19 protein-coding genes and 1 CRISPR repeat array (1 of these 20 running past the window's edge) are annotated in these 24,787 nt (G+C 47.0%); of the genes, 7 read left to right on the plus strand and 12 right to left on the minus strand.

Annotation, left to right across the window (positions count from 1 at the left end; translation table 11 throughout):
* Positions 1-2,384: direct repeats of the CRISPR family, unit length 37 nt; unit sequence GTTTCAATCCCTGATAGGGAGTTTGGTTAATTGCGGC (it extends 2,329 nt beyond the left edge of the window).
* 278 nt (positions 2,385-2,662) lie between these two features.
* The 7 genes from QT992_RS23395 to QT992_RS23425 all read right to left on the minus strand — a co-directional run bounded on the left by QT992_RS23395 (position 2,663) and on the right by QT992_RS23425 (position 10,551).
* Positions 2,663-4,795 (minus strand): DNA-binding protein, encoded by a 2,133-nt coding sequence (locus QT992_RS23395; protein ID WP_333377821.1) that lies wholly within the window; start codon positions 4,793-4,795, stop codon positions 2,663-2,665.
* 281 nt (positions 4,796-5,076) lie between these two features.
* A complete protein-coding gene (locus QT992_RS23400; RefSeq protein ID WP_333315837.1) occupies positions 5,077-5,793 on the minus strand; it encodes a Uma2 family endonuclease in 717 nt (238 codons plus the stop codon).
* Between the two features lie 33 nt (positions 5,794-5,826).
* Positions 5,827-6,834 (minus strand): ribonuclease III domain-containing protein, encoded by a 1,008-nt coding sequence (locus QT992_RS23405; protein WP_333338723.1) that lies wholly within the window; start codon positions 6,832-6,834, stop codon positions 5,827-5,829.
* A 350-nt stretch (positions 6,835-7,184) separates the two neighbouring features.
* Entirely contained in the window at positions 7,185-7,919 is a 735-nt protein-coding gene (locus QT992_RS23410; protein WP_333315835.1) for a hypothetical protein, read from the minus strand.
* A 110-nt stretch (positions 7,920-8,029) separates the two neighbouring features.
* Positions 8,030-8,701, minus strand: a complete 672-nt coding sequence (locus QT992_RS23415) for a glycerophosphoryl diester phosphodiesterase membrane domain-containing protein (protein WP_333338726.1) — start codon at positions 8,699-8,701, stop codon at positions 8,030-8,032.
* Positions 8,702-8,868: 167 nt separating this feature from the next.
* Positions 8,869-9,642: a PP2C family serine/threonine-protein phosphatase gene (locus QT992_RS23420; RefSeq protein ID WP_333315833.1), complete on the minus strand. Its 774-nt coding sequence runs from the start codon at positions 9,640-9,642 to the stop codon at positions 8,869-8,871.
* Positions 9,643-9,888: 246 nt separating this feature from the next.
* The gene (locus QT992_RS23425; RefSeq protein ID WP_333143204.1) at positions 9,889-10,551 is read right to left on the minus strand and encodes a VWA domain-containing protein; all 663 of its coding nucleotides are present in this window, start codon (positions 10,549-10,551) and stop codon (positions 9,889-9,891) included.
* A 247-nt stretch (positions 10,552-10,798) separates the two neighbouring features.
* On the opposite strand from QT992_RS23425, the gene QT992_RS23430 reads away from it, so the two are divergent.
* Complete coding sequence (locus QT992_RS23430; RefSeq protein ID WP_333338731.1) at positions 10,799-11,401, plus strand: Uma2 family endonuclease; 603 nt, start codon at positions 10,799-10,801, stop codon at positions 11,399-11,401.
* 52 nt (positions 11,402-11,453) lie between these two features.
* On the plus strand, positions 11,454-11,711 hold the full coding sequence (locus tag QT992_RS23435) for a DUF6737 family protein (protein ID WP_333338734.1): 258 nt from the start codon (positions 11,454-11,456) through the stop codon (positions 11,709-11,711).
* A 286-nt stretch (positions 11,712-11,997) separates the two neighbouring features.
* Here QT992_RS23435 and carB read toward each other — a convergent pair whose 3' ends face one another.
* The 3 genes from carB to QT992_RS23450 form a co-directional block, all read right to left on the minus strand.
* Positions 11,998-15,309, minus strand: a complete 3,312-nt coding sequence (gene carB, locus QT992_RS23440; RefSeq protein WP_333315874.1) for a carbamoyl-phosphate synthase large subunit — start codon at positions 15,307-15,309, stop codon at positions 11,998-12,000.
* A gap of 752 nt (positions 15,310-16,061) precedes the next feature.
* Positions 16,062-16,301 carry a hypothetical protein gene (locus tag QT992_RS23445; protein ID WP_333338737.1) on the minus strand — a complete coding sequence of 80 codons (240 nt, stop codon included), beginning with the start codon at positions 16,299-16,301 and terminating at the stop codon, positions 16,062-16,064.
* A gap of 136 nt (positions 16,302-16,437) precedes the next feature.
* A complete protein-coding gene (locus tag QT992_RS23450; protein WP_333315829.1) occupies positions 16,438-16,680 on the minus strand; it encodes a hypothetical protein in 243 nt (80 codons plus the stop codon).
* A 9-nt stretch (positions 16,681-16,689) separates the two neighbouring features.
* Here QT992_RS23450 and QT992_RS23455 point away from each other — a divergent pair, with 9 nt between their 5' ends.
* From QT992_RS23455 to QT992_RS23475, 5 genes are all read left to right on the plus strand, one after another.
* Complete coding sequence (locus QT992_RS23455; RefSeq protein ID WP_333315828.1) at positions 16,690-17,883, plus strand: RNA-guided endonuclease TnpB family protein; 1,194 nt, start codon at positions 16,690-16,692, stop codon at positions 17,881-17,883.
* A 403-nt stretch (positions 17,884-18,286) separates the two neighbouring features.
* Complete coding sequence (locus QT992_RS23460) at positions 18,287-18,544, plus strand: hypothetical protein (RefSeq protein ID WP_172192361.1); 258 nt, start codon at positions 18,287-18,289, stop codon at positions 18,542-18,544.
* Positions 18,537-19,760, plus strand: a complete 1,224-nt coding sequence (locus QT992_RS23465; protein WP_333338740.1) for a murein transglycosylase A — start codon at positions 18,537-18,539, stop codon at positions 19,758-19,760. The genes QT992_RS23460 and QT992_RS23465 overlap by 8 nt, the downstream gene beginning before the upstream one ends.
* A 250-nt stretch (positions 19,761-20,010) precedes the next feature.
* Positions 20,011-20,733 carry a tetratricopeptide repeat protein gene (locus QT992_RS23470; RefSeq protein WP_333315826.1) on the plus strand — a complete coding sequence of 241 codons (723 nt, stop codon included), beginning with the start codon at positions 20,011-20,013 and terminating at the stop codon, positions 20,731-20,733.
* A 223-nt stretch (positions 20,734-20,956) separates the two neighbouring features.
* Positions 20,957-21,844, plus strand: a complete 888-nt coding sequence (locus QT992_RS23475; RefSeq protein ID WP_333377825.1) for an ROK family protein — start codon at positions 20,957-20,959, stop codon at positions 21,842-21,844.
* Between the two features lie 330 nt (positions 21,845-22,174).
* Here the strand turns inward: QT992_RS23475 and QT992_RS23480 are convergent, their stop codons facing one another.
* Positions 22,175-22,597 carry a hypothetical protein gene (locus tag QT992_RS23480; RefSeq protein WP_333315824.1) on the minus strand — a complete coding sequence of 141 codons (423 nt, stop codon included), beginning with the start codon at positions 22,595-22,597 and terminating at the stop codon, positions 22,175-22,177.
* A 476-nt stretch (positions 22,598-23,073) separates the two neighbouring features.
* A complete protein-coding gene (locus QT992_RS23485; RefSeq protein WP_333315823.1) occupies positions 23,074-24,732 on the minus strand; it encodes a CTP synthase in 1,659 nt (552 codons plus the stop codon).
* Positions 24,733-24,787: the final 55 nt, after the last annotated feature.

The following is a 24,787-nucleotide window of genomic DNA, read 5'->3' on the forward strand; positions in this document are numbered from 1 at the left end:
TCAATCCCTGATAGGGAGTTTGGTTAATTGCGGCTAGGGTAGGTCATTGATCATCAGTCAACAAAGTGGTTTCAATCCCTGATAGGGAGTTTGGTTAATTGCGGCGATGCTTACTTGACCTAGCAAACTGACACATCGGTTTCAATCCCTGATAGGGAGTTTGGTTAATTGCGGCCTTTGCACCCGTAAGGATTGCACGAGCCAAGTAAAGTGTTTCAATCCCTGATAGGGAGTTTGGTTAATTGCGGCGGTGATTTTTGGTACGCCAACAACCTAAGTACGGTGTTTCAATCCCTGATAGGGAGTTTGGTTAATTGCGGCCTTCTCCTCCTCCCGTTTCTCGTTTTAGTTTTGAGTTTCAATCCCTGATAGGGAGTTTGGTTAATTGCGGCTGGAGGCTGCGTCTAGAATGCCAACGCAGCCGAGTTTCAATCCCTGATAGGGAGTTTGGTTAATTGCGGCGACTGGACGGCCGAGCCCGATGAGCTTTTAGACCAAGTAGTTTCAATCCCTGATAGGGAGTTTGGTTAATTGCGGCTCAAACTCGGCAATGGCTGAAAGTATCGCTGCCATTGTTTCAATCCCTGATAGGGAGTTTGGTTAATTGCGGCCACACTTTCTTTTTGGGGAGCCCACCGACTTGTCCGTTTCAATCCCTGATAGGGAGTTTGGTTAATTGCGGCTTAGCCGATGATAACGACCTGCCTATTGAGGAGGGCGTTTCAATCCCTGATAGGGAGTTTGGTTAATTGCGGCCTTTCAACTTCGGCTGACTGGGACACAAACATTCCGTTTCAATCCCTGATAGGGAGTTTGGTTAATTGCGGCTTCCAATCATGTAATAAGGTTGCCGAGGTAGTAGTTTCAATCCCTGATAGGGAGTTTGGTTAATTGCGGCTCTCTCTCGCTGTTTGGTAGCGAACTTGACCTTGTTTCAATCCCTGATAGGGAGTTTGGTTAATTGCGGCCTGGGATAGTGTACAGCTAACGCAAACCACCTTAAAGTTTCAATCCCTGATAGGGAGTTTGGTTAATTGCGGCTTTGGAAAGATGTCGGGCAAATGATTCAGCCGTTTCAATCCCTGATAGGGAGTTTGGTTAATTGCGGCTTTAAGCTAGGGGAAATAAACGCAGAGGTCGAAGTTTCAATCCCTGATAGGGAGTTTGGTTAATTGCGGCCTAGTCGGTTATAACCGCCCCGATTTTGCCGCAGTGTTTCAATCCCTGATAGGGAGTTTGGTTAATTGCGGCAGAGTCAAACTCTGTAGTTGCCGCCACCTTCTATGTTTCAATCCCTGATAGGGAGTTTGGTTAATTGCGGCTTTGAGGAGCTTGGAAACGGTGTCTAGTGTAGAGTTTCAATCCCTGATAGGGAGTTTGGTTAATTGCGGCTTTACTGTTTAGGGCTTTCGGCTTCACTCCTGTGTTTCAATCCCTGATAGGGAGTTTGGTTAATTGCGGCCTCATTGCCCCTTGTGCCGCTTCATCGTTTGCTTGTTTCAATCCCTGATAGGGAGTTTGGTTAATTGCGGCTGGGAGGAAAAATTGGATATTGGGGGGGTATTCGTTTCAATCCCTGATAGGGAGTTTGGTTAATTGCGGCTTTCGATGATGGGGTGTAATCTTTGCTGTCAGTGTTTCAATCCCTGATAGGGAGTTTGGTTAATTGCGGCAGACGATGGGGAGAGCAATGGGTAACTCATTTCTACGTTTCAATCCCTGATAGGGAGTTTGGTTAATTGCGGCCTTTGAGCTTTAGCCAGCGCGTACTATGGTCAGGCAGGGTTTCAATCCCTGATAGGGAGTTTGGTTAATTGCGGCCAATTGAAAACCCTGAATTGTCTGAAGTTGCTAGTTTCAATCCCTGATAGGGAGTTTGGTTAATTGCGGCAGTTCAGAAGTGATTGCACGAGCTTATGCACTAGTTTCAATCCCTGATAGGGAGTTTGGTTAATTGCGGCCATTTTATTTGATAAAAATGGCAAATTTGGCAGTTTCAATCCCTGATAGGGAGTTTGGTTAATTGCGGCGTCGGGTCGGTTGGATCTATCGGCTCTTGCCAGTTTCAATCCCTGATAGGGAGTTTGGTTAATTGCGGCTGGGGTTAGGGTTCCGCTGGCGTCAATCTTTGAGTTTCAATCCCTGATAGGGAGTTTGGTTAATTGCGGCAGCTATCAACCCCGACATCAACACCTATCAAAAGTTTCAATCCCTGATAGGGAGTTTGGTTAATTGCGGCCCGATCGCACTTTAGGACAATCACCCCGCCCCGACACGTTTCAATCCCTGATAGGGAGTTTGGTTAATTGCGGCTCAAGTGATAATCTCCGATTTGATGGATAGATACGTTTCAATCCCTGATAGGGAGTTTGGTTAATTGCGGCCGCCCGTTCCAGAAGCTTTGCTGTATTTGGTTTTCAAGGTTCATTTGCGTCTGCATAAAACAAAAGTACCATTTCAGCCTTCGACTTGTCAATACCCAACTTTTCAGACAGCCCTCAAACCCTTGTCCTGCATAGATTTCAGCGATTGCGTCTACCATTTTAAGCTGGAACTGCCTCTAACCCTTAGAGCATATACATTATAGCCCCCCAATTTAACACCTCGATTTTTACACCTACTCCTAGACGCATTTTCAACCCAAAAACACACATCAACCCGATCACCACTTACCCAAAGCCCCCCAAACAGTACCCGAAACCACGCCCCAAATCGCCCCCAAACCAGCCCCCACGATCGCCCCCGCCACAGGCCCCAACTGCACCGGCACCCCAGCGCTAACAGCCGGAAACATCGCAGACACCACCCCCCCCAACACAGCACCCGCCAAAGTCCCCAAAAAACTGCCCCAAATCGCCCCCAAACTCCCACCCTTCAAGCCCGAAGGCTGAAACGAAATCGGCAACTTCGGCGCAAACCCGCAAAAACCCAACAAACCCCCAGAAACCACACCCCCAACAGAACCCACACCAGCCGCCACGATCGCCACACCCAGCAGCAAACGCGCAAACTCATCCACCGGCCGCATCTGGACACCGTACTGCTGCCAAACCACCAGCCCAGCCCCCAAAAAAACACCAGCCAGAGTCCCCACAAACGAGCCCCAGACAGCCCCCAAATACCCTCCCCGCCGGCCCCACACCCTCCCCGCCGGCAGCGCCAGAGGAGGCCGAAAACTCGCCCAAACACAGCCCCAGACAGCACCAACCCCCGCCCCAGCCAAAATCCTCTCCCCAATTCCCGGAGTGCTATTAATCGCGCCAAACACCGCACCGCCGATCGCCGCCAACAAAAAAGCCCCCCAAGCAGCCCCCACCAAAACTCCCCCCCACTTCCGCCAAATCTGATTCGGCGGCAAAGTAAAAACGCCCCACATCATCCCAAAAAAACAGCCCCAAATCGTACCAACAAAAATCGCCCCCAAAATAGCCCCGCCGCCCTCAGCTATTACCGAATAAATCCCCCCGATCGCCGCCAAACACAAACTCCCCCAAACACCACCCCAAGCAGCATCCTGAACAATGCGCTCAAACTTGCCCACCGGAAGCTGAGGCGCAGGAGTCCGACTGCGAGAAGACATCGGCATCGGTAGCAACGGCACTGCGTACTGGCCGAGGGGGCGCGGCAGCCCCGTGGCGGGCTGTTGCCGGCGCACTGCGGGCTCCCTTACGACGGGCGGTGGTTGGGGCTTTTTACGCTTGATTTTCGCGGGCTGCAAGTGCAATCCGTGGCTGACTGCTTGGCGCGAAGGAAACGGATCGCGACCTTTGAGGAGTTTTGCCCGATCGCACCAAGGGCACCGACTGAGATGATTTCCGTATTTATGCTGACTGTTTTTGCTGCAAGTAACTAAAGCATCTTCCGCTTCCCGAATCGCATTCACCCAAGTTTTCGCATCCGGGCGCGCGGAAGGATTGCCGTGCCCTTCCTCAAAACAGCGGATAAACATCTGCCGCAGTCGGGGATGCAGCATCTCAAAAGGAGGCGCAGCGGGCATCGGGCGGTAGCGGGCGGGCACGGGGGCACCGCCCCTACTGCATCCGGGGACATGGCCCGATCGAATTCTCGCTTCCAAAGGCGGCGGTTCATCGCTACCGAGATAAACTCCCGAAAACGGATGCGTACCTTCCATCAGCAATTGAAAAATTAATACGGCTAAACCGAACAAATCGTGCTCTGGAGATCGATCGATATCCCGGAAAGTCTGGCCCTGCAACTCTGGCGGGGTAAACTCCGGTTTCCCCACGGGACACCGATAAACGTAACCCGTATAAGGATCGCGGACTTGAAACGAATCCGTGTCTACCAGCGTTACCAAAGCCGTATCCGTCACGAGAATGTTCGACTCGTTTACGTCGCCGATGACGTAACCCCTGACGTGGAGGGCGTTTACAGCCGAGGCGAGATTTCTGGCGGTACGGTGGAGGTAAAGATAGCTAAATAGGGGTTTTTGTTCGCGCCTGGTTTTGGGAGTGTAGAAAGTGTGTACCGGCATCACTTTGTTGACGCGCGGCATCACAAAACCGACGATTTTTTCTCGCCCGCCGACAGTATGCAGCAAATCGATCGGCCAAGCAATGGAAGCGTGCCCGGGTTCCGCGATCGGCGCATCCGGCGGCATACTGAACATGACTGTGAGTTTGTCGCCGTCTTCGTCTGTCGGTTTGTGGTAGATTTTTGCTACAAGGGACGAGTCTTGGGCGATCGGGTAGATGCGACCTTCACCCCCACTGGCGATCGCGGTTTTGGTGTCGATCGCAATCAGTTGTCCGCTAAATTGGCGCTGCAACTGCATAGAATTCGCTTAGGGTATGGGGGCATCAATCGATTTTAGATTTTAGATTTTGGATTTTAGATTTTAGAACTTACCCCACTGATAAATCCGTAATTCTATTTTATTGTGGGGAGTAGGGCTTGGGCAGGAGAGCCCGCCCTGGAAAATTCAGCAACAGGCTACGAGGGCCTGTTCCACGATAATTCTATTTTATTGTGGGTTGGGCAGGAGAGCCCGCCCTGGAAAACTCAACAACAGGCTACGAGGGCCTGTTCCACAATAGTTTAATTTTGCAGTTGTGCTTACAATTGATTGGGATCGATGCCCCTTTCTCGGAGTCTTGATTCCAAAGCTTGCGATCGCGATCGTTCTTGTTCCAGCAGCATTTCTGCCTGTTCGGCCCGCAGCCGTTCTTGTTCGGCCCGCGCCTCGGCTTGCTGGATCTGTCGATCGAGTTCCACAAAACTCCTAAACGGTTCTCCAGAGGGCCCGAACATTTCGAGTCCTGTTTCTGATAATTGAAACCGCACTCCCAGTCTGGGACTTACCCAACCGTCCATTTGTTCGATCGCTTCTAATTGTGACTCAACCCGCAACCATCCTGTCAGTTCTAATGTTTGCGGGTCGTACAAATAGTATTCTTCCACGCCGTAGCGTTCGTAGAATCTGAATTTTTCAATCATCGGAGTCAGACGATTTCCCGGCGACCAAATTTCAAACGCGACTTGCGGTGCAATATTATCTTCATGCCACTGTTGGTAGGAACCTCGATATCCTTTTGATCTGCCCAAAACTACCATCACATCTGGTGCTTGGCAAAGTTTATTATTTCCTTCAACCGGATACCAAAGCAAGTCACCTGCTACAAAAACATTTGGATCATCGGCAAACATCAATTCTAAGTTTTCTTTAATCCAAACAATTAATCGAAACTGATCCGTATTGTTTGACATCGGTTCGCCGTTATCGTCGGGGTAGATGATATTTGATTTTTCGGGAGATTGCAGTTGTGTAACCATTGCTGTTTCCCCAATTTTTTTGACAACTTGATTTTATTTTAGTCGATCGCCTGTTTCCTCTTCCAGTTCGTCAACTGCGGTTTGGATAAAGTTATCCACCAACCAGTCGCGGGTACGCGAGAAATTGCTTCTCAATTCCAGGTACTGACTGCCTAGTTTTGCCTTAAAGTCTTTGGGGAAAATGTCTTTGGCCACTAACATATTTTTCCAGCGAGTTAGCTGGCTGGCGTTGCGTTCGGGAAAGCGGTTGTACAAATAGTCGATCGCGATCGCATCTAGAATATCCGCACCCAGGATTTCCCGCCGTTTCATCTCGTTTTCTTGCCCTATTTGTCGCGGCCCAGTTAGATCCTCATGCTGGCTAACGTTGGGTTCAATTAAGTGCTGAATCAGCCAGTTTCCCCCACGGAAAAAATCGCGATTAAACTCCAAGTAAATCGCGCCAAACAAAGCTTCAAAAGCCTCCAAAAAATTCCTAGTGTGCTCGCTTTTGTCGGCTTCTTTCCCATTCCAGACGCGCCAACCGAGTTCGTTTAATTTCAAATCTTGTGCAAAATCCGCAAGGTTTTTCGGATCGGCTAAACGAGTTTTTAAGGTTGAGATAGCCTCTGGATCGAGTTCTGGATATTCGCGGTACAGGTAATCGGTAACAACAGCACCGAAAATCGCTGCGCCTAAGAGTGACAGCCGTTTGTACTTAACCTCTTGCCAAGCGGGAGACTCCTGGGGGCGATCGGGGTAATAGCTGGTACAATAACGGCAATTCAAGGCAATTTCCAGCAGTTTTGTCTGCTGAAAGCTGGAAAGGTCGATCGCTGCTTTGACTGCTTCAATATCTACCTTTTTATTTTTTATTAGCTCTAATTCTTCTTCACATTTTCCCCACTTTTCCAACCAATCACCGCCAGCATCTTCCACATACAAATCCACAAAATCTACCCCGTAATTCATCCAGTCATCCTGCATTTTTCTGGCTGCTTCCAGTTCTTCCCAGACTTTTTGCAAGTTATTTTCAACGATGCTCGTACCTTGTACAGTCATAGTATTTGATTTTGATGTAATTTGATTTTTTTTCCCACAATTCCACGGCGATTAAATCAAATCTCAATTCAATTTAGGCCGAGTTGCTAGTTATTTCACTCTTATTGATTGCTGCGGTAAATCTTCCCTGCTTAGCCTTCGTCTCAAGCACCTGTTGCCAGCGTCTGGCAGACTCCTCCCGGAAACAGAAAAGGGGAGGAAGAATCTTGCTCCGCCTTCCCTTTTGCGGGAAGCTGTCTGGGGACTAGGCTTTTGCCATTGTCGAGAATTGTGCAATATGTGAGTTAGTCAAATTTTTTTTCACAGAGTTTGGAGCAGTCGAACTATTCTCAGCAGCATATCTGCTTGATTTACGGGAACTTGAGGTAACGACCTGCGGGCAAATTATCACTATTATATAATGCAATGTTAACTAACTGGTTCAGGAAATTTGCATCGTTTTTATCATAACTTAAAAATAATCCTCTGTCAATCCCCCAATCTTGAAGAGTTTGTTGCCAATTCTGATATTTTTGTTCAGAGAATTCATCCGAAAGAGTTGTGACTTGAATGCAGAGGGGCTGCTGTTGGCGGTTGCTAACGATGGAATCGGTTGCCATAGAAAGATCTGCAACATATCGATACAAAACGGTGCCTTGGCGATCGACAATTCGGGCTGCGATCGCACGAATCACGATATCATCTCCCGGATCGAATTCGCCGGCCTTGAGTTTTTGTTTCCAGATGTAAAATTTGCGATCGTTTTCGCTCAGCCATTTAGGAAATAGATAGCTGTACCAATACCTTTCTCCCGGCGTCATTAACTCAAACGCGGCTTGCTGTTCTCTTTCCGAAGGCAGAGATTGAACTGCCAGCCAAACCTGAGAATCTCGGATAAGCTGCAGCAAAAAAGCCATCACAAATTTTTTAGCAGTTAGCGAACCGGGTTTAATATCTTTCACCCAGCGATTGATTTCATCCAATCTTCTCGCTAAACTCGGATCTATTAGATCTGCGTCGCTAATTAGGGAGTTGAGCTGATCCTTAATCTCTTGTGCTTGCAAATGACGACCTACTGTACAAACTAAAGCAGAATTGTGTGACACCTCGATTTTATTATAGAACCGCGCCAAATTTTCACCGCTCGCGAGACAGCGCTAACAATTTTTGTGGGGTAGGTATCCTGACAGCCCTGGACTTGATTTTTCGGAGATGTCTATTGAATAGTTGCTGCCGATTCCCGCAGGCGCAGGTACAATAAAACCAAATAAACATTCATCAACGGCCCGGCTAAAAATCCGAGTAGATTACTTGTAAGCTGATATCCTACGGATTTGGCCGTCGGATCGATTAATAGGGAAATCAATATTATTGGCACAATAACGACAAAAACTATCAGCAAAGTCGCTCGAAATACCAACCACCAGCGCCCTTTAGTTAAGTTCCAACTGCTGCTAAGACTGTCCAGCGCTGAAGAGTTATCAATGACGGTAGCGTACAATGAAAATATTAAGCGATATGATACATAAAGACCGGGAATTATTAGTGCAATGAAGCCTGCAAACACCAGCACCACAAACATAATATAAACCAAAATAAGGTGCAGCAATCTTCGGTTTGCTTGATTGAAAGCCTGACCCACAGTTACTTGATTTCGAGTCAAACTTCGGTAACTGTAGAAAATCATGGCTCCCGAAAATAAAGGAACTGCCACGAACGAGTAGATAATATTGAAAGCAACACCTGCTGAACCGAGATTGCCCAAACTATTGAGCGCGACCAATATAAAATTGGGAAAATTGATGGTCAACAGGGGAGCGTATATAGGTTTCGCAGTAGCAAATGTTTCTCGCAACAAGCTTCTGGCACTAATTCGTGAACCTGTCATAATTTTTTATCCGCTTTTTGTAAGTGGAGTTGAGATCACATCTTGCACCATTCTCAATAAGCCTTTTCTGAACAGGCAAGATGCCTGTTCCACAAGAAAATTTATCTTTTGTGGAACAGGCATCTTGCCTGTTCTTGAGAATGGTGCAATATCTCAAGTTGAACAGACTAGACATTGGTCGAAAAAGTTGCTAACAATAATGTTAAGTCATCATCGGTGCGTTCGGAAACGCGGGGCGATCGCAAAAATGACTCTAATTGCTGTTTTGCATCTTCCTCTTCTTTCCACTCGCCAGAAAACCGAAACAAAGGCGCAAAAAACGGCTTGTGCGGCGTGCCTTCTGGGATTTTGAGAGCTAGCATTTGCAAGCCGTCGGAAAAAACGGCTAAGTGCTGCAGTTTTTCCCGCAGTACCTGAAATTGGGCTGTTTCGATCGCATTCGGCGAAATCAAAAAGATAGTTTCGTTGATGTATTCGCCGCAGGGGGGTACTGTCAGGGCGATCGCATTTCCTGCACTGTCACCTGCTACCGCCGCACCGTCACCGATTTGAGCAACTGCGATTAATTCCGGTGTAGCAACAACCGCAATTAAAGTGCAGGCTAAATCTCTCGCAGCCACTTCCCGCACAGCCGCTTCTGCTTCTACCTGCGCCCGCGCCACTTGCAGCGATGCCGTCAAGAATACCTGCCATTCGTCGTCATTTTCAGGCAGCCTTTCCTGTTGCTGGCAAATCGTTTCGACAACCGCTTCCACAGCAATTTTTGCCCCAACTTCTGCGAGTGGGGCCGAGCCCGCACCGTCGGCAACCGCTGCCGCTAAAACACCGTTTGGCAAGAGACGCCAGCAGTGGGCATCTTGACAAGGCTGCGATCTTTTTTCGTGGCTCGTACCTATCACCGATGCCGCTACAACTTGCCAATTAAAGGATGAATTCTGCATTAATAACTCTTTAACTCAAAACTTCGTAAATTCACAACTATGCAAAGTCTGGACGGGTTTATTTATCCCTAATTACAGCACTTTTCTGGGTTCGTAGGTACTAGCCCTTGTAGAGACACGGCAGTGCCGTAGGGACACGGCACTCTTACTAATGACTAATGACTAATGACTAATGACTCATAACTAATGACCAATGACCAATGACCAATGACTAATGACTAATGACTAATGACTAATGACTAATAACTAAACAGTTCCCCATCCGGGTGGCGGCAGTGCTACTTGTTCGTCAATTTTTGAGTGAGAAACTCTCTGCATACTAGCCGACAGCCAGATGAACATCTCTCTAAAGTCTAATCCTTTCAATTTTACAGGCGTGCGATCGACAATTTGCGCGAGACGGGGAATATTAGCACCTTCCACTCCGACTGCAAAAAATGCCACGCGCTTGTTAGTTTCTTCCTCTTTAATCCGCTGTGCTGCTATTTCCACAACATCGTCGGATTCGCCTTGAGGTTCACCGTCGGTAATCATAAATACCCACGGGCGGTAGTAGGTAATGCCGTTGTTGCGGTATTCGGATTTGCGGGCGGCAATGGTATCTAATGCTAGCTGAATGCCTGCGCCCATGTGGGTTTGTCCTTGAGCTGTCAGCAGTGGCGTCTCGAACTGGTCGGCGGTAACGAAGTCTTGCACGACTTTGATCTGATTGTCAAATGAAATAATCGCGACTTCGACTCGCTTTTTAGCTAGTTCGTCTTTAATTAGGTCATTCCTAAAAATTTCCAGCCCCTCATTCAAGGCATCTATCGGTGCGCCTTGCATGGAGCCGGAGGTGTCCAGCAGGAGGACGCAGGGACAGCGCGGCTCTGGGTTTTCGGCAAATTCTACGGCTTCGTCTAGTCTCATGGTTCGGGGTTGACCTGGGAGTGGCTCGATTTCTAGGTTTGTTACTTTCTACCCTAGCAAGTAGGTGACATATTTAACTCAATCTGCCCGCTGGCGATCGTATTTTACCATTTACCTGAATCGATTTGAGATTTTTAATTGTAGATTGTAGATTTTAGAATTGGATGTCTGCGGTCAAAAAAACAAATTCATTCCTGCCTGTGGTAATATAGACTAATAGTATTACTGCAAAATAAGGACAAATCTTATGATTGCAACAGTCACGCAAAAATTAACCTTTGACCAATTCCTTGTAGAATGTCCAGAAGATGGACTCTATGAACTGGTAAATGGAGAAATTGTAGAAATGAATGCCACAAGAAATCATGATGATGTTGCTAATTTCATGTTATTTGGCTTCAATGATGAAATCCGGCGACTAAATTTGAATTATGTAGTCCACACTACAGCCGTTATCAGAACTGTAACTAAAGCCGGCCTCGAACAAGGGCGGAAACCGGATGTCAGCGTAATCGATCGCGACTTGTGGCGATCGAACCGTTCTGCTTATTCTGCCTTACAAGAACCAATTCAACTGGCAGTGGAAGTAACATCAACAAATTGGGAGGACGATTATATAGACAAATTGGACGAATATCGGCGCCTCGGAATTCCTGAGTATTGGATTGTCGATTATTTAGCAATTGGCAGCAGGGAATTTCTGGGAAATCCCAAAGTTCCAACTGTATTTGTCCACCTTTTGGATGCAGATAGCAACTATCAAAGAAGCGCGTTTAAAGGCAGCGAACGAATTGTATCACGGACTTTTCCCGAATTAACGCTGACAGCAGAAGAGGTGATGAATGTTTAACTTCCCTTAATCAAGCTAGCCCGACTATTCTCAATAAAAAATAACTGAAAATATGAAATCTCTTTCTGATAATAAAAAACTTTCCGAGCAAAAAGCTATTAGTCCTTGGAGTTACAAACCGTGGTGGTGTCAACCTTGGTCGATTCTTTTAACTGGTACTAGCCTGATTAGCGGTAGTTGGTTTTTGTTAAAAACTATTTGGATAACGGTTTTAGTCGCGATTCCTTTATTAGCTTGGATGGGTTTTTTCTTGTTAGTTTGGCCGAGGTTGATGCTGTCTAGCGGAGTTTTGGATTCCGATGCAGATTAGGCTTTGGTGGCGCGCACCTTATGTTTAGGGTAAGGTGCGCGGTCATTGGTGTCAACTTAACGTTCAACCCTCAATCCGGCAGGGTTTGAAACAAGAGCCTCAAAGCGAAAGTCCTCGCTATGAAGACTAATGAGTTCTTCAGTCCTCTTTGAGAGGACTTTCGCTATAAGACAGGGAATTCATTCCCTGGCGGGCTGCCGGGTGAGCGGGAGGACTGGCGGACTAAAAGCTTAAGTTGACACTAATAGTGCGCCCTGCACACCCTAAACATAGGGTGTTTCGCCCTCTAGGCTTGCGGGTAATAGTCTTGAATTGCTTTTACTTCCATTGGGTGGGATTTGAGCGATCGAATTCCCGCTGCTGTCGCTTTGGCACCGGCTATTGTGGTAATAATCGGGATTTTGTAAGTCAAAGCTGTGCGACGGATAAAGATGCCGTCGGCGCGGGATTCTTCGCCGGAAGGCGTGGTGATAATTAGTTGAATTTTCTCATTCTTGATTGAATCCAACAAATTCGGCCGCCCTTCGTGCAGTTTCAATTCCAAATCTACCTCTAAACCTTGCTCTCGCAAAACTTTGCGTGTTCCGTGAGTTGCTACTACTCTGAAACCCAATTCTAAGAATTCCTTGACAACGGGTACAACTGCTAGTTTGTCCCGATCGCGCATCGAAACCAGGACAGTTCCCAACAGCGGCATCATTTGTCCGGCACCTAATTGAGCTTTGGCAAATGCTTTGCCAAAATCGGTGTCAATTCCCATGACTTCGCCGGTCGATCGCATTTCTGGCCCTAACAAGGTATCAGTTCCCGGAAACTTAGCAAAGGGCAATACAGCTTCTTTTACCGAAACATGAGTGGGTATAATCTCTTCAGTAAAACCCAAAGCTTCTAGAGTTTTGCCAGACATGACTCGCGAGGCCATTTTTGCTAAGGGAACTCCGATCGCCTTGGAGACAAAAGGCACTGTTCGAGAAGCGCGCGGGTTAGCTTCCAAAATGAAAACTTCTTCCCCTTGAACGGCAAATTGAATATTCATCAACCCGATCACTTTCAGGGATTTTGCTAATTCTACAGTCCAGCGGCGGATTGTTGCCAAAGCTGCGTCCGAAAGCGTTTGGTAAGGGATAGAACAAGCAGAGTCGCCGGAGTGGATTCCCGCTTCCTCGATGTGTTCCATAATACCGCCAATCGTCACATTGCCAGTAACATCGGCGATCGCATCTACATCAACCTCGATCGCATTCTCCAAAAACTTATCAATTAAAATCGGATGATCTGGTTCTACGAGCACCGCATAGGTCATGTAACGTTCCAATTCCGTATCGGAATAAACAATTTCCATTGCTCGCCCGCCCAACACGTAACTCGGTCGCACGACTACCGGATAACCGATGCGTTGAGCTACTATTAAAGCATCCTCAAAACTGCGGGCCAAACCGTTAGCAGCTTGCTGAATATCCAATTCCCGCAGAATCTTTTCAAATCGCTCCCTGTCTTCAGCCGTATCAATAGAATCCGGCGAAGTTCCCCAGATTTTTGTTTGTACGTCGGGGTGATTTTCCAGAGCTTTTTGTAAAGGCAGCGCCAATTTCAGCGGCGTTTGTCCGCCAAACTGAATAATTACTCCCTCTGGATTTTCGGCTTCGATGATGTTGAGAACATCTTCTTTTGTTAGCGGTTCAAAATACAGGCGATCGCTCGTATCGTAATCCGTCGAAACCGTCTCCGGGTTCGAGTTGACCATAATTGTCTCAAAGCCATCTTCTCCTAGGGAATAGGAAGCGTGACAGCAGCAGTAATCAAACTCAATTCCCTGTCCGATTCGGTTGGGCCCGCCACCTAAAATCATCACTTTTCGTTTGGTAGAAGGCAAAACTTCCGACTCCGGCGCCAGACTGTGGCCCACAGGCGAAACTTTCTTTTCTTCATCGCCCAATTCCCAAATAGCCGCACCCGCCTCGTAGGTGGAATAATAATACGGTGTAAACGCTTCAAATTCAGCGGCACAGGTATCGACGGTTTTGTAAATCGGAATTACGCCTAACTGTTTGCGGTAAGCGCGGACTCGATCTTCCGATGTTTTGGTGGCGTAAGCAATTTGGCGATCGCTAAATCCCAACTGCTTTACTTCAAACATTGTCTCTTTTGTCAACTGTTCCAACCGCGTTCGTTTCAAGAACTTCTCAGTTTCCAGCAATTCCTGCATTTTATCCAAAAACCAAGGGTCAATTGCTGTGAACTCGAAGATATCTTCCACCGACATTCCCATCATCATCGCGTGGCGAACTGTAAAAATGCGATCGGGATTTGGCGTCCGCAATCCGGCGCGAATTTGTTCCAAACTCGGCAACTTTTCCGGTTTGTCGCACCCGAAACCTGCGCGGCCTGTTTCCAATCCCCGCAGGGCTTTTTGGAAGGATTCATTGAAGCTGCGCCCGATCGCCATTACCTCCCCAACTGACTTCATTTGCGTTGTCAGAGTCGGTTCGGAACCAGGGAACTTTTCAAAGGCAAATCGCGGAATCTTCGTCACCACGTAGTCAATTGTCGGCTCAAAAGACGCCGGAGTTTTCTTGGTAATATCGTTGGAAATTTCGTCTAGGCTGTAACCTACCGCTAATTTTGCCGCCATTTTTGCAATAGGGAAACCAGTTGCTTTCGAGGCCAAGGCGGAGGAACGGGAAACCCTAGGGTTCATTTCAATAACGATGAAATCTCCGTTGACAGGATTGACGGCAAATTGAATATTGGAACCGCCGGTTTCAACTCCGATTTCGCGAATAATTTTCACCGAAGCATCCCGCAGGCGCTGATATTCTTTGTCTGTGAGAGTTTGCGCCGGGGCGACGGTGATGGAATCGCCGGTGTGGACGCCCATCGGGTCGAGATTCTCGATCGAACAAATAATCACTACATTATCTGCCAAATCTCGCATTACTTCCAGTTCGTACTCTTTCCAACCAATCAAAGATTGTTCGATTAAAATTTGCGATACTGGACTGGCATCAAGCCCGCCTTGGGCCATTTCTTCAAATTCTTCTTGATTGTAAGAAATGCCGCCTCCCGTGCCGCCCATTGTAAAAGCAGGACGAATAATTAACGGATAACTGCCGATTTGGTGACCAATTGCTTTGGCTTCGTCGAGAGTGTTGGCAATTCCCGAAGGGCAAACGGCGACCCCAATTCGCGCCATCGCTTCCTTAAATAATAGCCGATCTTCTGCCATTTCAATTGCTGGCAACTTAGCACCAATCAACTCGACGTTGTATTTTTCTAAAACGCCATTTTTAGCGACTGCCACTGCTAAATTTAGCGCCGTTTGACCGCCCATAGTCGGTAAAACTGCTTGAGGTCTTTCTTTAGCGATGATTTGTTCGAGGATGGCCGGCGTTAGAGGTTCGATGTAAATGCGATCGGCAGTTTCTGGATCGGTCATAATCGTTGCCGGGTTGGAATTCACCAACACTACTTCAAAACCTTCTTCTCGCAAAGCTTTGCAAGCTTGTGTCCCTGAATAGTCAAATTCGCACGCTTGACCGATAACAATTGGGCCGGAACCAATAAGAAGAATCTTTTTTAAGTCTTGACGACGGGGCATAGGTTCGTAATTAGTAATTGGACAAGGTGGAGGATTAATTTGATATTTTGCATCAGTCTTAGAAACAGGCTTTCTAAGCTGTTCCCCCCAAAGCTTACTCAAAATAGTGCAAGTTTTGTTGTTAATTTGAAATTGTGCACCATTATCAGCCTTTTGGAAGCAGAACCTCGCAACTCCGGCCCACAGACACCCCCAGCTAACCAGAAATATTGATGAGAAAAGGGTGCAGTCGATCGGTAAATCAAGACTATTTTAAGTGTTGCGGTCAAATCGTGTTCTAAAATACACAATCCCTGTATTCCGCCAGATTAATCATTGTAGGGACTTCGGCCAAGGCGTGTCCTGACTGTGGGGAACGGGTAAAATTAACCGGGTTGGATGATGAAATTTCCCGTAGCACGGGCGAGGGCCCGACGCCATCGCCCTCCGAGGATGTGACAATCAGATATCCAGCCATGTAGACGCGGCGATGGAGGACACGGCAATACCTTGTGCAAAGCGTGTCAACTTAAGCCCATCGTCCGCCAGTCCTCCCACCCGCCCGTCAGTCCGCCAGGGAATGAATTCCCTGTCTAATAGCTAAAGTCCTCTCAAGAGGACTAATGAGTTTAAAAGTCTTCTTCTGAGTCCTCATCGCGAGGAGTTGAGTTTTGAGGCAGGGGTTTCAACCCCCTGTCGGACTGCGGGTTTAACGTGTTTGTTGACACGACGAAAGGCACGGTGTCGTGTCCCTAGCGTATTTCAGCCTATTTTTAGGCTTTGCGCGATCGGCGAATGAGTACGCTTATCACTTGTCCCGGCTGTGCGCCTCGCTGCGGCGGGCTCCAATCCCCGACGGCGGCAAATCCCAGTCGGTACAAGGTGTGGATGGTGTCTAACACGGCTGCGCGGGAACCGACAACCGTTATCCGCACGACTTCCTGTTCCGATACTGCTGAGGCGTCATTTGGACGCGCGGAAAAGTTATCGTCACGCACGAATTCCTGTGACATAATATGGTCTCCTGGTTTTTGGTTTTCTAGGAAAACCCAAAAACCCAGCCGCCCCGCACGTTAACACAGAGCAGGGCGGCTACAGAGAATGTTAAAATTCTCAACTAGCCTCCATACTGCTTACTCAGTTTGGCGGTTAGCTGTCCATTGCTGTTGGTAGCAGCTTTGGGCGGAGCGAAGCGGAGGGAGTGCAACTAGATTTTTGAGCGACGTGGGCTGCTTTTTCTTTGAGCAAAGCAGCCTTAACTAATGCGAATGGGAAGTCCCGCGCTCTACCGAAGGTGAGCGTCGGGATGAAAGCTCGCGGTGAAAATAAATTGAGCGACAGCGAATCAATATCGTTTTTGTGTGCTATGATAGTCTTATCGGTATTCTGCAATCTTGATAAATGTATCAAGCCTACAAGTACAGAATCTATCCCACAAGTGAGCAAGAAACCTTGCTTGCAAAGTCTTTTGGTTGTGCGAGATGGTTTTGGAACTATGCTTTAAATCTATGTCAAGAAACTTACAAAAATACTGGCAAAGGACTATCTAGGGCATACATACAAGGCTTGCTCCCTGCACTCAAAAAAGAATACGAATGGCTAAAAGAACCCTATTCTCAATGCTTGCAAGTGGTCGCATTGAATCTATCTACTGCCTACAAAAACTTCTTTGACAAGAGGGCAATGCTGCCCAAATTCAAGTCAAAGCACAGCAGGCAGTCGATTAGCTATCCTCAAAACGTCAAATTCGACGGTGACTATATCAACCTACCTAAGATTGGTTTAGTTTTCTGTCGGCGACATCGTGATTTTGAGGGCGATATCAAGACCGTTACCGTGTCTGGCAACCCGGACGGCAAATATTTTGTTTCTGTTTTGATTGATAATGGAGAAGCAAAACCTGAGTTAGTCCCAGTAGATAAAGCTATTGGCATTGATGTAGGGTTAACTCATTTTGCGATTACCAGTGATGGTTCTAAGTTTGACAACCCCAAACATTTTATCAAGCGTCAACGCAACCTAAAACGTAAGCAGCAAAAGCTTTCTAGCAAAAAGAAAGGTAGTCAAAACCGAAAAAAGGCAAGACTGGCGGTGGCAAAAGTTCACTCCAAAATTGCTAGATGCCGTGAAGATTTTCTACAGAAGCTATCCCGCAAGATAGTTAACGAAAACCAAGTTATTGCAGTGGAAAATCTCAATATCAAAGGCATGGTTAAGAATCATAATTTAGCTTCATCAATTAATGATGTTGGCTGGGGTATGTTCTGCACGATGCTTAAGTACAAGTCCGAGAGTGAAGGAAAACAATATGTCGAGATTGATCGATGGTTTCCTAGCTCTAAGACTTGCCATGTATGCCTAAATCGAGTTGATAATCTCACTCTTGATGTTAGAGCATGGAGTTGTCAGCGTTGTGGTACTCACCATGACCGTGATGTAAACGCAGCGATAAACATTAGAAATGAAGCCTTGCGGATTTTGGCGTTAGGAACTAGCGCTTCTGCCTGCGGAGGGGATGTAAGTCGATCGGGTAAAACTTCGGTTTTATTGGACGCTATCCCCGTTGAATCAGGAAGCCAGCGCTGTACCACTTAAGTGGTCAGCGTCTGGTAGTTCACTTTCACAGCGTAGCCGCAGATGGGGGCCGCCGTCAATCGATTTAAGATTTGGGATTTTAGATTTTAGATTGAGATTTTCCTGCAACAACTCTCCAGTCTCTCTCACCCTCCCCTTCTGGCACTCTCCCCCTCTCCCCTCTCCCCCTCTCCCCCCCTCTCCCCCTCTCCCTCAATCCAACCCACTAGATGAGGGAATGCGCCGAGGAAGGGGTAAAATATGGAATCGTTCCAAAAGCTTAAAATCAAAAATCTAAAATACAGATATGCCTAGAACACAAGTGCGAATATTCCGTGCACCTGCTGCTTGAGGACAACCACATCAATTTTTGATTTTTGATTTTTGATTTTTGATTGTCCTCCAACAACTCTCCCCATCTCCTATGCCTAGAACACCCAGCGAATATTCCGTGCACCTGCTGCTTGAGGGCGGCCATCGCGAAGAAGTGCGTTTCGCAACCCTGCAAGATTTTCAAAAGTGGTACAGCAGTACGCTGGTGCCGAAACAAGATTCAAGAGAATTTCTTAACGTCCCGATTAAAAATATTCAAGGCGAATACATGGTAGTTCGGCCTACCAGCGTTCTCGCAATTCGCGTAGAACCGATATTTACTTCTAGCGTCGAACGATACGATGAATAAGGAAAATTATCAATTCAGTAGGGAAGATTGGAAATTGAGCAAGATTTTTCGCTATCAGCTATTAGCGATCGCCTGTTGCGTTTTGGCGATCGCTTTTTCGGTGCCCGCCGTTGCAGTTCCATCGCTGCAACCAATGAGTGTAAATCAATTACAAGCGAGTGAGTTGGATTCGATCGCCTTTGACGCTCAAATCTGGGGCGAAAATGGCAAACCGGGCGATAAAGAATTGCTGTTAAGGTCGATCGACCACAGCCTCCGCTATCTCAATACATCGGCCGCCGCCACTGCTTACAGCCGCTATCCAGTCGCAGGAGTTACGCGCGATCGAGTCCGCCGTTCCCTCGATCGATTCCGCCAATTAGTTGTCAGTTCCACAACCCCAGCACAACTTCAGGAATCTGTCAAGCGCGAGTTTGTATTTTACAAATCCACGGGCAAAGATGGCAAAGGAACAGTCGCATTTACAGGTTATTTCGAGCCGACTTACGCAGCATCTCGCACGCCGAATTCCGAATACCGTTATCCCCTGTACCGGATGCCGCCAAACATGGCATCTTGGCCGAAACCTCACCCGACAAGATTGCAATTAGAAGGCGCAGATGCTTTGCAGGCAAGTAAAGGATTGCTGCGAGGATTAGAATTAGTTTGGTTGCGCGATCGATTCCAAGCATTTCTCGTGCACGTCCAAGGTTCGGCGAGATTGCAACTAACAGATGGTAGCGAGATGACCGTCGGTTTTGCAGGCAAAACCAGTCACAGTTATACAGGAGTTGGACGAGAATTAGTTAAAGACGGAAAGTTTACTTTAGAAGAGTTAACTTTGCCGAAACTAAGGGAATATTTTACCAACTTTCCCGCAGATATGAACAAATATTTGCCGAAAAATGAAAGCTTTGTATTCTTCCGGGATAGTAATGGATCTCCAGCCACAGGAAGCATTGGAGTGCCAGTAACTGCCGAAAGGTCGATCGCCACGGACAAAGCCTTAATGCCGCCCGGTGCACTAGCATTAATTAGTACAAAACTCCCTTATCCGAATGCGGGGGGACAACTCGAACAAAATGCCGTGAATCGGTACGTTTTGGATCAAGATACTGGCGGCGCAATCAAAGGGGCGGGGAGAGTTGACGTATTTATGGGAACGGGGGATTTAGCGGGCGATCGGGCCGGTTATATCAACTCAACAGGAGAACTGTATTATCCGCTTTTAAAGTAGATTAATTCTACTTCATCAGGACTTACGCACAGCCTCAATATATAGTGTTTTGTAGGGGCTCTCCCCACGCCCGGTTGCCCCCATACCTGGGATGATTGCGTAAGTCCTATTCATGTGATTGTTTGCTGTGCGTCGCAATCCCAGACACAACAGTGCCGTCTTCCTACAGATATCGCGGACAATCTATATGTAATCCTACTTTTGATAATTGCTATAAAATAGAAAATACCCCACCCTCCCAACCTCACAAATGCTCAACAAAATTCTGCAATTCTTCAAACGACTAATTCAGCGACTTTTCGGAACCCCAAGCAAACCCTCCCCGCCTTCAGAAAATACCGCCATCCGCCCAACCTTAACAGACGCGGAATACGAGTCGAAATTCATGGAAATCCTGGAAGGGGTGAATGCCGGTTGGAGTAGAGGGGATGTAGCGGGATTCTTAATCGCAAAACGCCTTAAAGATGGTGAATTGGCGGCTTGGCTGCGACGGTTTGGGACTCGATTGTTAGAGGGGGAAAACCAGCAGGGCGGGCACGGGGGCACCGCCCCTACGGATGCGGTGGCATCGCTTCAGGAATTGGCGCAGCGGCTGGTTTTGTTAGGTAGAATTGGCAGCGGGGAATTGTCAGAGGTGGCGCGGCAAATTGGGCGGGAGATATTGACACGGTTTCCGCTGCCGGAGGTTGAGGAGGAGGATACAAAGGGGAGGGTGATTGAGGCGGTGTTTGTTGGGAATGGTTTGGGTTTTTCTGGGGAAGTGAACCGCAGAGGCGCTGAGGGTGCGGAGGCAGAATCGGAAGTTAATGTAGATGCTGAGGCATGGTGCGAGAGAGGGAATGAGCAGTATAATTTAGGAAGATTTGAAGAGGCGATCGCATCTTATACCCAGGCAATTGCTCTCCAACCAGACTATCACGATGCTTTGCACAACCGAGAGGTAGCGCAACGTAAGTTAGGCGAAATTAAATAGGCGAACTCGCTGGTATCCATAATTTTTGCTATGGATTGCGATCGGTATGATAGTATTAATAATTAACCCATTTTTTGTCGCTAAGTATTATAGACTAAAATAGAAGTTGGAGGATTTAAATTCTCACTACAAACTTACTTGGTAATGTGTACAGTCCGCACCTTAAAATATGTTTATCCTATGAGGATTAATCCCAAATTCTTGCATCCAAAACCCAAATCGAATGACACAAGTAATCGGCATTGACTTAGGCGGAACCGCCATTAAACTCGGCAGATTTACCGAAGACGGCATTTGTCACCAATCCTTAAGTGTTCCAACCCCTCAACCCGCAACGCCAGAAGCCGTTTTAGCCGCGATGACTGATGCTATTTTACAACTTAATCGGGTCGAAAATGCTGTAAGTGCGATCGGCATCGGGACTCCAGGCCCCGCAGACGCCGCCGGCCGCATAGCCAGAGTAGCAATTAACCTCAAAAACTGGCATAACGTCCCCCTAGCTGACTGGTTGGAAGCTAAAACCGGACTGCGGACAATATTAGCAAATGATGCCAACTGTGCCGGATTGGGAGAAGCTTGGTTGGGCGCAGGAAGGCACTTTAAAAACCTAATTTTAATAACTTTAGGTACAGGAGTCGGCGGTGCAGTTATCCTAGACGGCAAACTATTTGTAGGTCATCAAGGCGCGGCCGGAGAACTAGGATTGATTGCCATAAATCCCGACGGCCCGGAGTGCAACAGCGGCAATCGCGGTTCTTTAGAACAGTACGTTTCGGTGCAAGCAATTCGCCGGGAAACGGGTTTGGAACCGCTAGAATTAGCAAATTTAGCTAAGTCTGGAGATGCCAAAGCTTTAGAATTTTGGCAAAATTACGGGCGCTATCTGGGTATCGGTTTGGCAAGTCTCATTTATATTTTGACGCCGGAAGCTATTATTATCGGCGGTGGAATTAGTGCAGGTGCAGAATTTTTCTTACCGCAGGTTCAAGCCGAAATTCAGCAACGTGTACTGCCGAGTTCTCGCGAAGATTTACAGTTATTGGTTGCTGAATTGGGCAATCAAGCAGGCATGGTAGGGGCAGCCAAATTAGCTTGGCAGCTTGTTCAATAGTTAAAATTTAAAAAAGCAGCGCATTTTACTGCGCTTTTTTCCTATCTAAAATTAGGGTGCAACCTAAGTATTTTAGCTCAAAAACAATAAAATGAATGTGAGGATTTACTAAACATAGTCTCCTTCATCCTTCATGGTTCATGCTTCTAACTAATGACTAATGACTAATGACTACTGACTAATGACTAATGACTAATGACTACTGACTAATGACTAATGACTACTGACTAATGACTAATGACTACTGACTACTGACTACTGACTAATGACTAATGACTAATGACTAATGACTAATGACTACTGAGTAATGACTAATGACTACTGACTTCTTCATGGCAGAGATTGTCCCGTCGTATTTTTAATGTATTCCTGAATTTCTTGATAAGTTTCCGGGTTGCTTTGGCGGAGGATAATAATATTAGTTGCGCTGTCAGGCAGGCAAAAGCTTAGCCGACCGTTCTGTTCGCAAGCAAAAGAACTAATTCGACTCATATCGATCGCAAATTCTTTGCGGTCATAATGAATTTTAATCCACGAACCTCTAGAATTGCGCTCAAGGGTTTTTTTGAGGTAATCGAGAACTTGCTTGTAAGCCTCAGAATTGCCTTGGGGATTGAGGATAATCGGCTGACTGCTATTAGGCAGCCAAAAGGTGATACGCTTGTTATCCAGTTCGCTAGAAAAAGCACTAATAGTGTCAAGGTCAATTATGTATGTACTTTTCTCATAAGTAATTTTGCTCCAATAAGCCACAAAGCCTCCTCAAACCTGTGTTTCCTGGTATTTTAGGATAGTTTGACAACTCATACCATTTTAGATTTTAGATTTTAGATTTTAGATTGGGCATGACAGATGACTATCGGGGTTGGGAAGTTGGCTACAGTTGCATTTTTTTTGAAACTGGTATCACCCTTGAAATCCGTAAAAAGTTAAGTAAAAATATCAGCATTTTTACCTTCTGCCTTCTGCCTTCTGGCTTCTGCCTTCTGCCTTCTCCCTTGTGGTACTAGCCCCCCAGCCCTAGCATAGGGTTGGGGGGGGAGGTTTTTCACTCGTTGAGAATGCTGCCCGATATCTAGTCCGGTAAGTGCGACCCCTATCAAATCCTATTGGTCTGTTGGGTGGGTTTTGTAATGTCGATTGTCTGGGCGATTTGAATATTGTCTACTCGGAACCGCCCCTACAGACATCTAATATATCAGAACTAATCGATCGCACATGATATGAGATCAGTTTGCGACAACTTTCCCAGCCACCAAGTCGCGACCCTCATCTTCTAAAACATCCTGCTTTCCCTGGATGCTAGCGGCCTGGATAAACCCTTGAAACAATGGGTGGGGGGCGCTAGGTCGAGATTGGAATTCGGGGTGAAATTGGCAGGCTATGAAAAAGGGATGGTTGGGAAATTCGATCATTTCTACCAATCGGCCGTCTGGAGATGTACCGGAGACTGCATAACCTGATTCTAAGAAAAGATTGCGGTAGGCGTTGTTAAATTCGTACCGATGGCGGTGCCGCTCGTAAATCACTTCTTTCTGATAAAGTTTGAAAGCTAGCGTGTCTGGGTTGACACGGCACGGATACAAACCCAGTCGCATTGTACCGCCCAAATCAACTACATCTTGCTGTTCTGGCAATAAATTAATTACCGGATTTGCTGTATCTGGGTTAAATTCAGCGCTGTTGGCATCCTGTAGTTGGGCGATGTTGCGCGCCCATTCAATCACAGCACACTGCATCCCCAAACACAAGCCCAAAAATGGAATTTTGTGGTGTTTGGCATATTCGATCGCCGCTATTTTGCCATCAACTCCCCGAACCCCAAAACCTCCCGGTACAACAATGCCGTTGATACCTTTGAGATAATTATCGAGGTTTCCCGATTCTAAATCTTCTGAGTTAATCCAGTGCAAATTCAGGTCGCAGCCGATCGCAATTGCCGCGTGCCGCAAAGCTTCCACCACCGAAAGATAAGCATCGTTCAACCGCACGTATTTGCCAACTAAAGCAATATCAATTTTGTGATTGGGACTGTAAAGCCTGTTGACTAAAGTTTGCCACTGATGCAAATCTGGCTGGCGATGTTCGAGTTGCAGCAAATTGAGCGTTTGTTGGGCCAAACCTTCCTGTTCCATCATCAGGGGTACTTCGTAGATACTTTTAGCATCTTGAGACGTGATGACGCACTCTTCGGGCACGTTGCAGAATTCCGACAATTTCTGTTTCATGCCCAAAGACAGCGGGCGATCGCACCGACAGACTAAAATATCTGGTTGAATGCCGATCGATCGCAATTCCTTCACCGAATGCTGAGTCGGTTTAGTTTTCATTTCCCCAGCCGAAGGAATCCAAGGTATCAGCGTGACGTGCATATACACAACATTTTGCCGGCCGACATCCTTGCGAAACTGGCGAATTGCCTCCAAAAACGGCAAAGATTCAATATCTCCCACCGTTCCGCCGATTTCCGTAATCACCACATCGGGATTAGTATTTTTTGCTACCCGATGAATTCGCTCTTTAATCTCGTTAGTGATGTGCGGAATCACCTGCACCGTGCTCCCCTGATACTCACCGCGGCGTTCTTTGTTGATCACCGCTTGATAAATGGAACCCGTGGTGACGCTATTGAGGCGAGACATGGAAGTATCGGTAAAACGCTCGTAGTGCCCCAAATCCAAGTCAGTTTCCGCACCGTCTTGCGTGACAAAGACTTCTCCGTGCTGAAACGGGCTCAGAGTGCCGGGGTCAACGTTAATATAGGGGTCTAGCTTCAAAATCGAGACAGAATAGTCCCGCGACTTCAATAGGCGGCCCAAGGAAGCACCGACAATTCCCTTGCCGATGCTGGAAACCACGCCGCCAGTCACAAACACAAATTTGCTCATAGGATTTTCGACTTTAGATGTTTCTGTTTCTAGTTAAGGTAACACTCAACTCTAA

The sequence above is a fragment of the Microcoleus sp. T3_D1 genome (genome assembly GCF_036700405.1).
Taxonomy (GTDB): Bacteria; Cyanobacteriota; Cyanobacteriia; order Cyanobacteriales; family Microcoleaceae; genus Microcoleus.

What these genes read in the sequence shown, in the direction of transcription:
- QT992_RS23485 (WP_333315823.1), bottom strand. Translation starts at nt 24,732, where the DNA reads ATGAGCAAATTTGTGTTTGTGACTGGCGGCGTGGTTTCCAGCATCGGC.
- QT992_RS23435 (WP_333338734.1), top strand. Translation starts at nt 11,454, where the DNA reads ATGAAATCTCTTTCTGATAATAAAAAACTTTCCGAGCAAAAAGCTATT.
- QT992_RS23460 (WP_172192361.1), top strand. Translation starts at nt 18,287, where the DNA reads ATGCCTAGAACACCCAGCGAATATTCCGTGCACCTGCTGCTTGAGGGC.
- QT992_RS23470 (WP_333315826.1), top strand. Translation starts at nt 20,011, where the DNA reads ATGCTCAACAAAATTCTGCAATTCTTCAAACGACTAATTCAGCGACTT.
- QT992_RS23400 (WP_333315837.1), bottom strand. Translation starts at nt 5,793, where the DNA reads ATGGTTACACAACTGCAATCTCCCGAAAAATCAAATATCATCTACCCC.
- QT992_RS23405 (WP_333338723.1), bottom strand. Translation starts at nt 6,834, where the DNA reads ATGACTGTACAAGGTACGAGCATCGTTGAAAATAACTTGCAAAAAGTC.
- QT992_RS23445 (WP_333338737.1), bottom strand. Translation starts at nt 16,301, where the DNA reads ATGTCACAGGAATTCGTGCGTGACGATAACTTTTCCGCGCGTCCAAAT.
- QT992_RS23395 (WP_333377821.1), bottom strand. Translation starts at nt 4,795, where the DNA reads ATGCAGTTGCAGCGCCAATTTAGCGGACAACTGATTGCGATCGACACC.
- QT992_RS23455 (WP_333315828.1), top strand. Translation starts at nt 16,690, where the DNA reads ATGTATCAAGCCTACAAGTACAGAATCTATCCCACAAGTGAGCAAGAA.
- QT992_RS23425 (WP_333143204.1), bottom strand. Translation starts at nt 10,551, where the DNA reads ATGAGACTAGACGAAGCCGTAGAATTTGCCGAAAACCCAGAGCCGCGC.
- QT992_RS23420 (WP_333315833.1), bottom strand. Translation starts at nt 9,642, where the DNA reads ATGCAGAATTCATCCTTTAATTGGCAAGTTGTAGCGGCATCGGTGATA.
- QT992_RS23430 (WP_333338731.1), top strand. Translation starts at nt 10,799, where the DNA reads ATGATTGCAACAGTCACGCAAAAATTAACCTTTGACCAATTCCTTGTA.
- QT992_RS23415 (WP_333338726.1), bottom strand. Translation starts at nt 8,701, where the DNA reads ATGACAGGTTCACGAATTAGTGCCAGAAGCTTGTTGCGAGAAACATTT.
- QT992_RS23465 (WP_333338740.1), top strand. Translation starts at nt 18,537, where the DNA reads ATGAATAAGGAAAATTATCAATTCAGTAGGGAAGATTGGAAATTGAGC.
- QT992_RS23475 (WP_333377825.1), top strand. Translation starts at nt 20,957, where the DNA reads ATGACACAAGTAATCGGCATTGACTTAGGCGGAACCGCCATTAAACTC.
- carB (WP_333315874.1), bottom strand. Translation starts at nt 15,309, where the DNA reads ATGCCCCGTCGTCAAGACTTAAAAAAGATTCTTCTTATTGGTTCCGGC.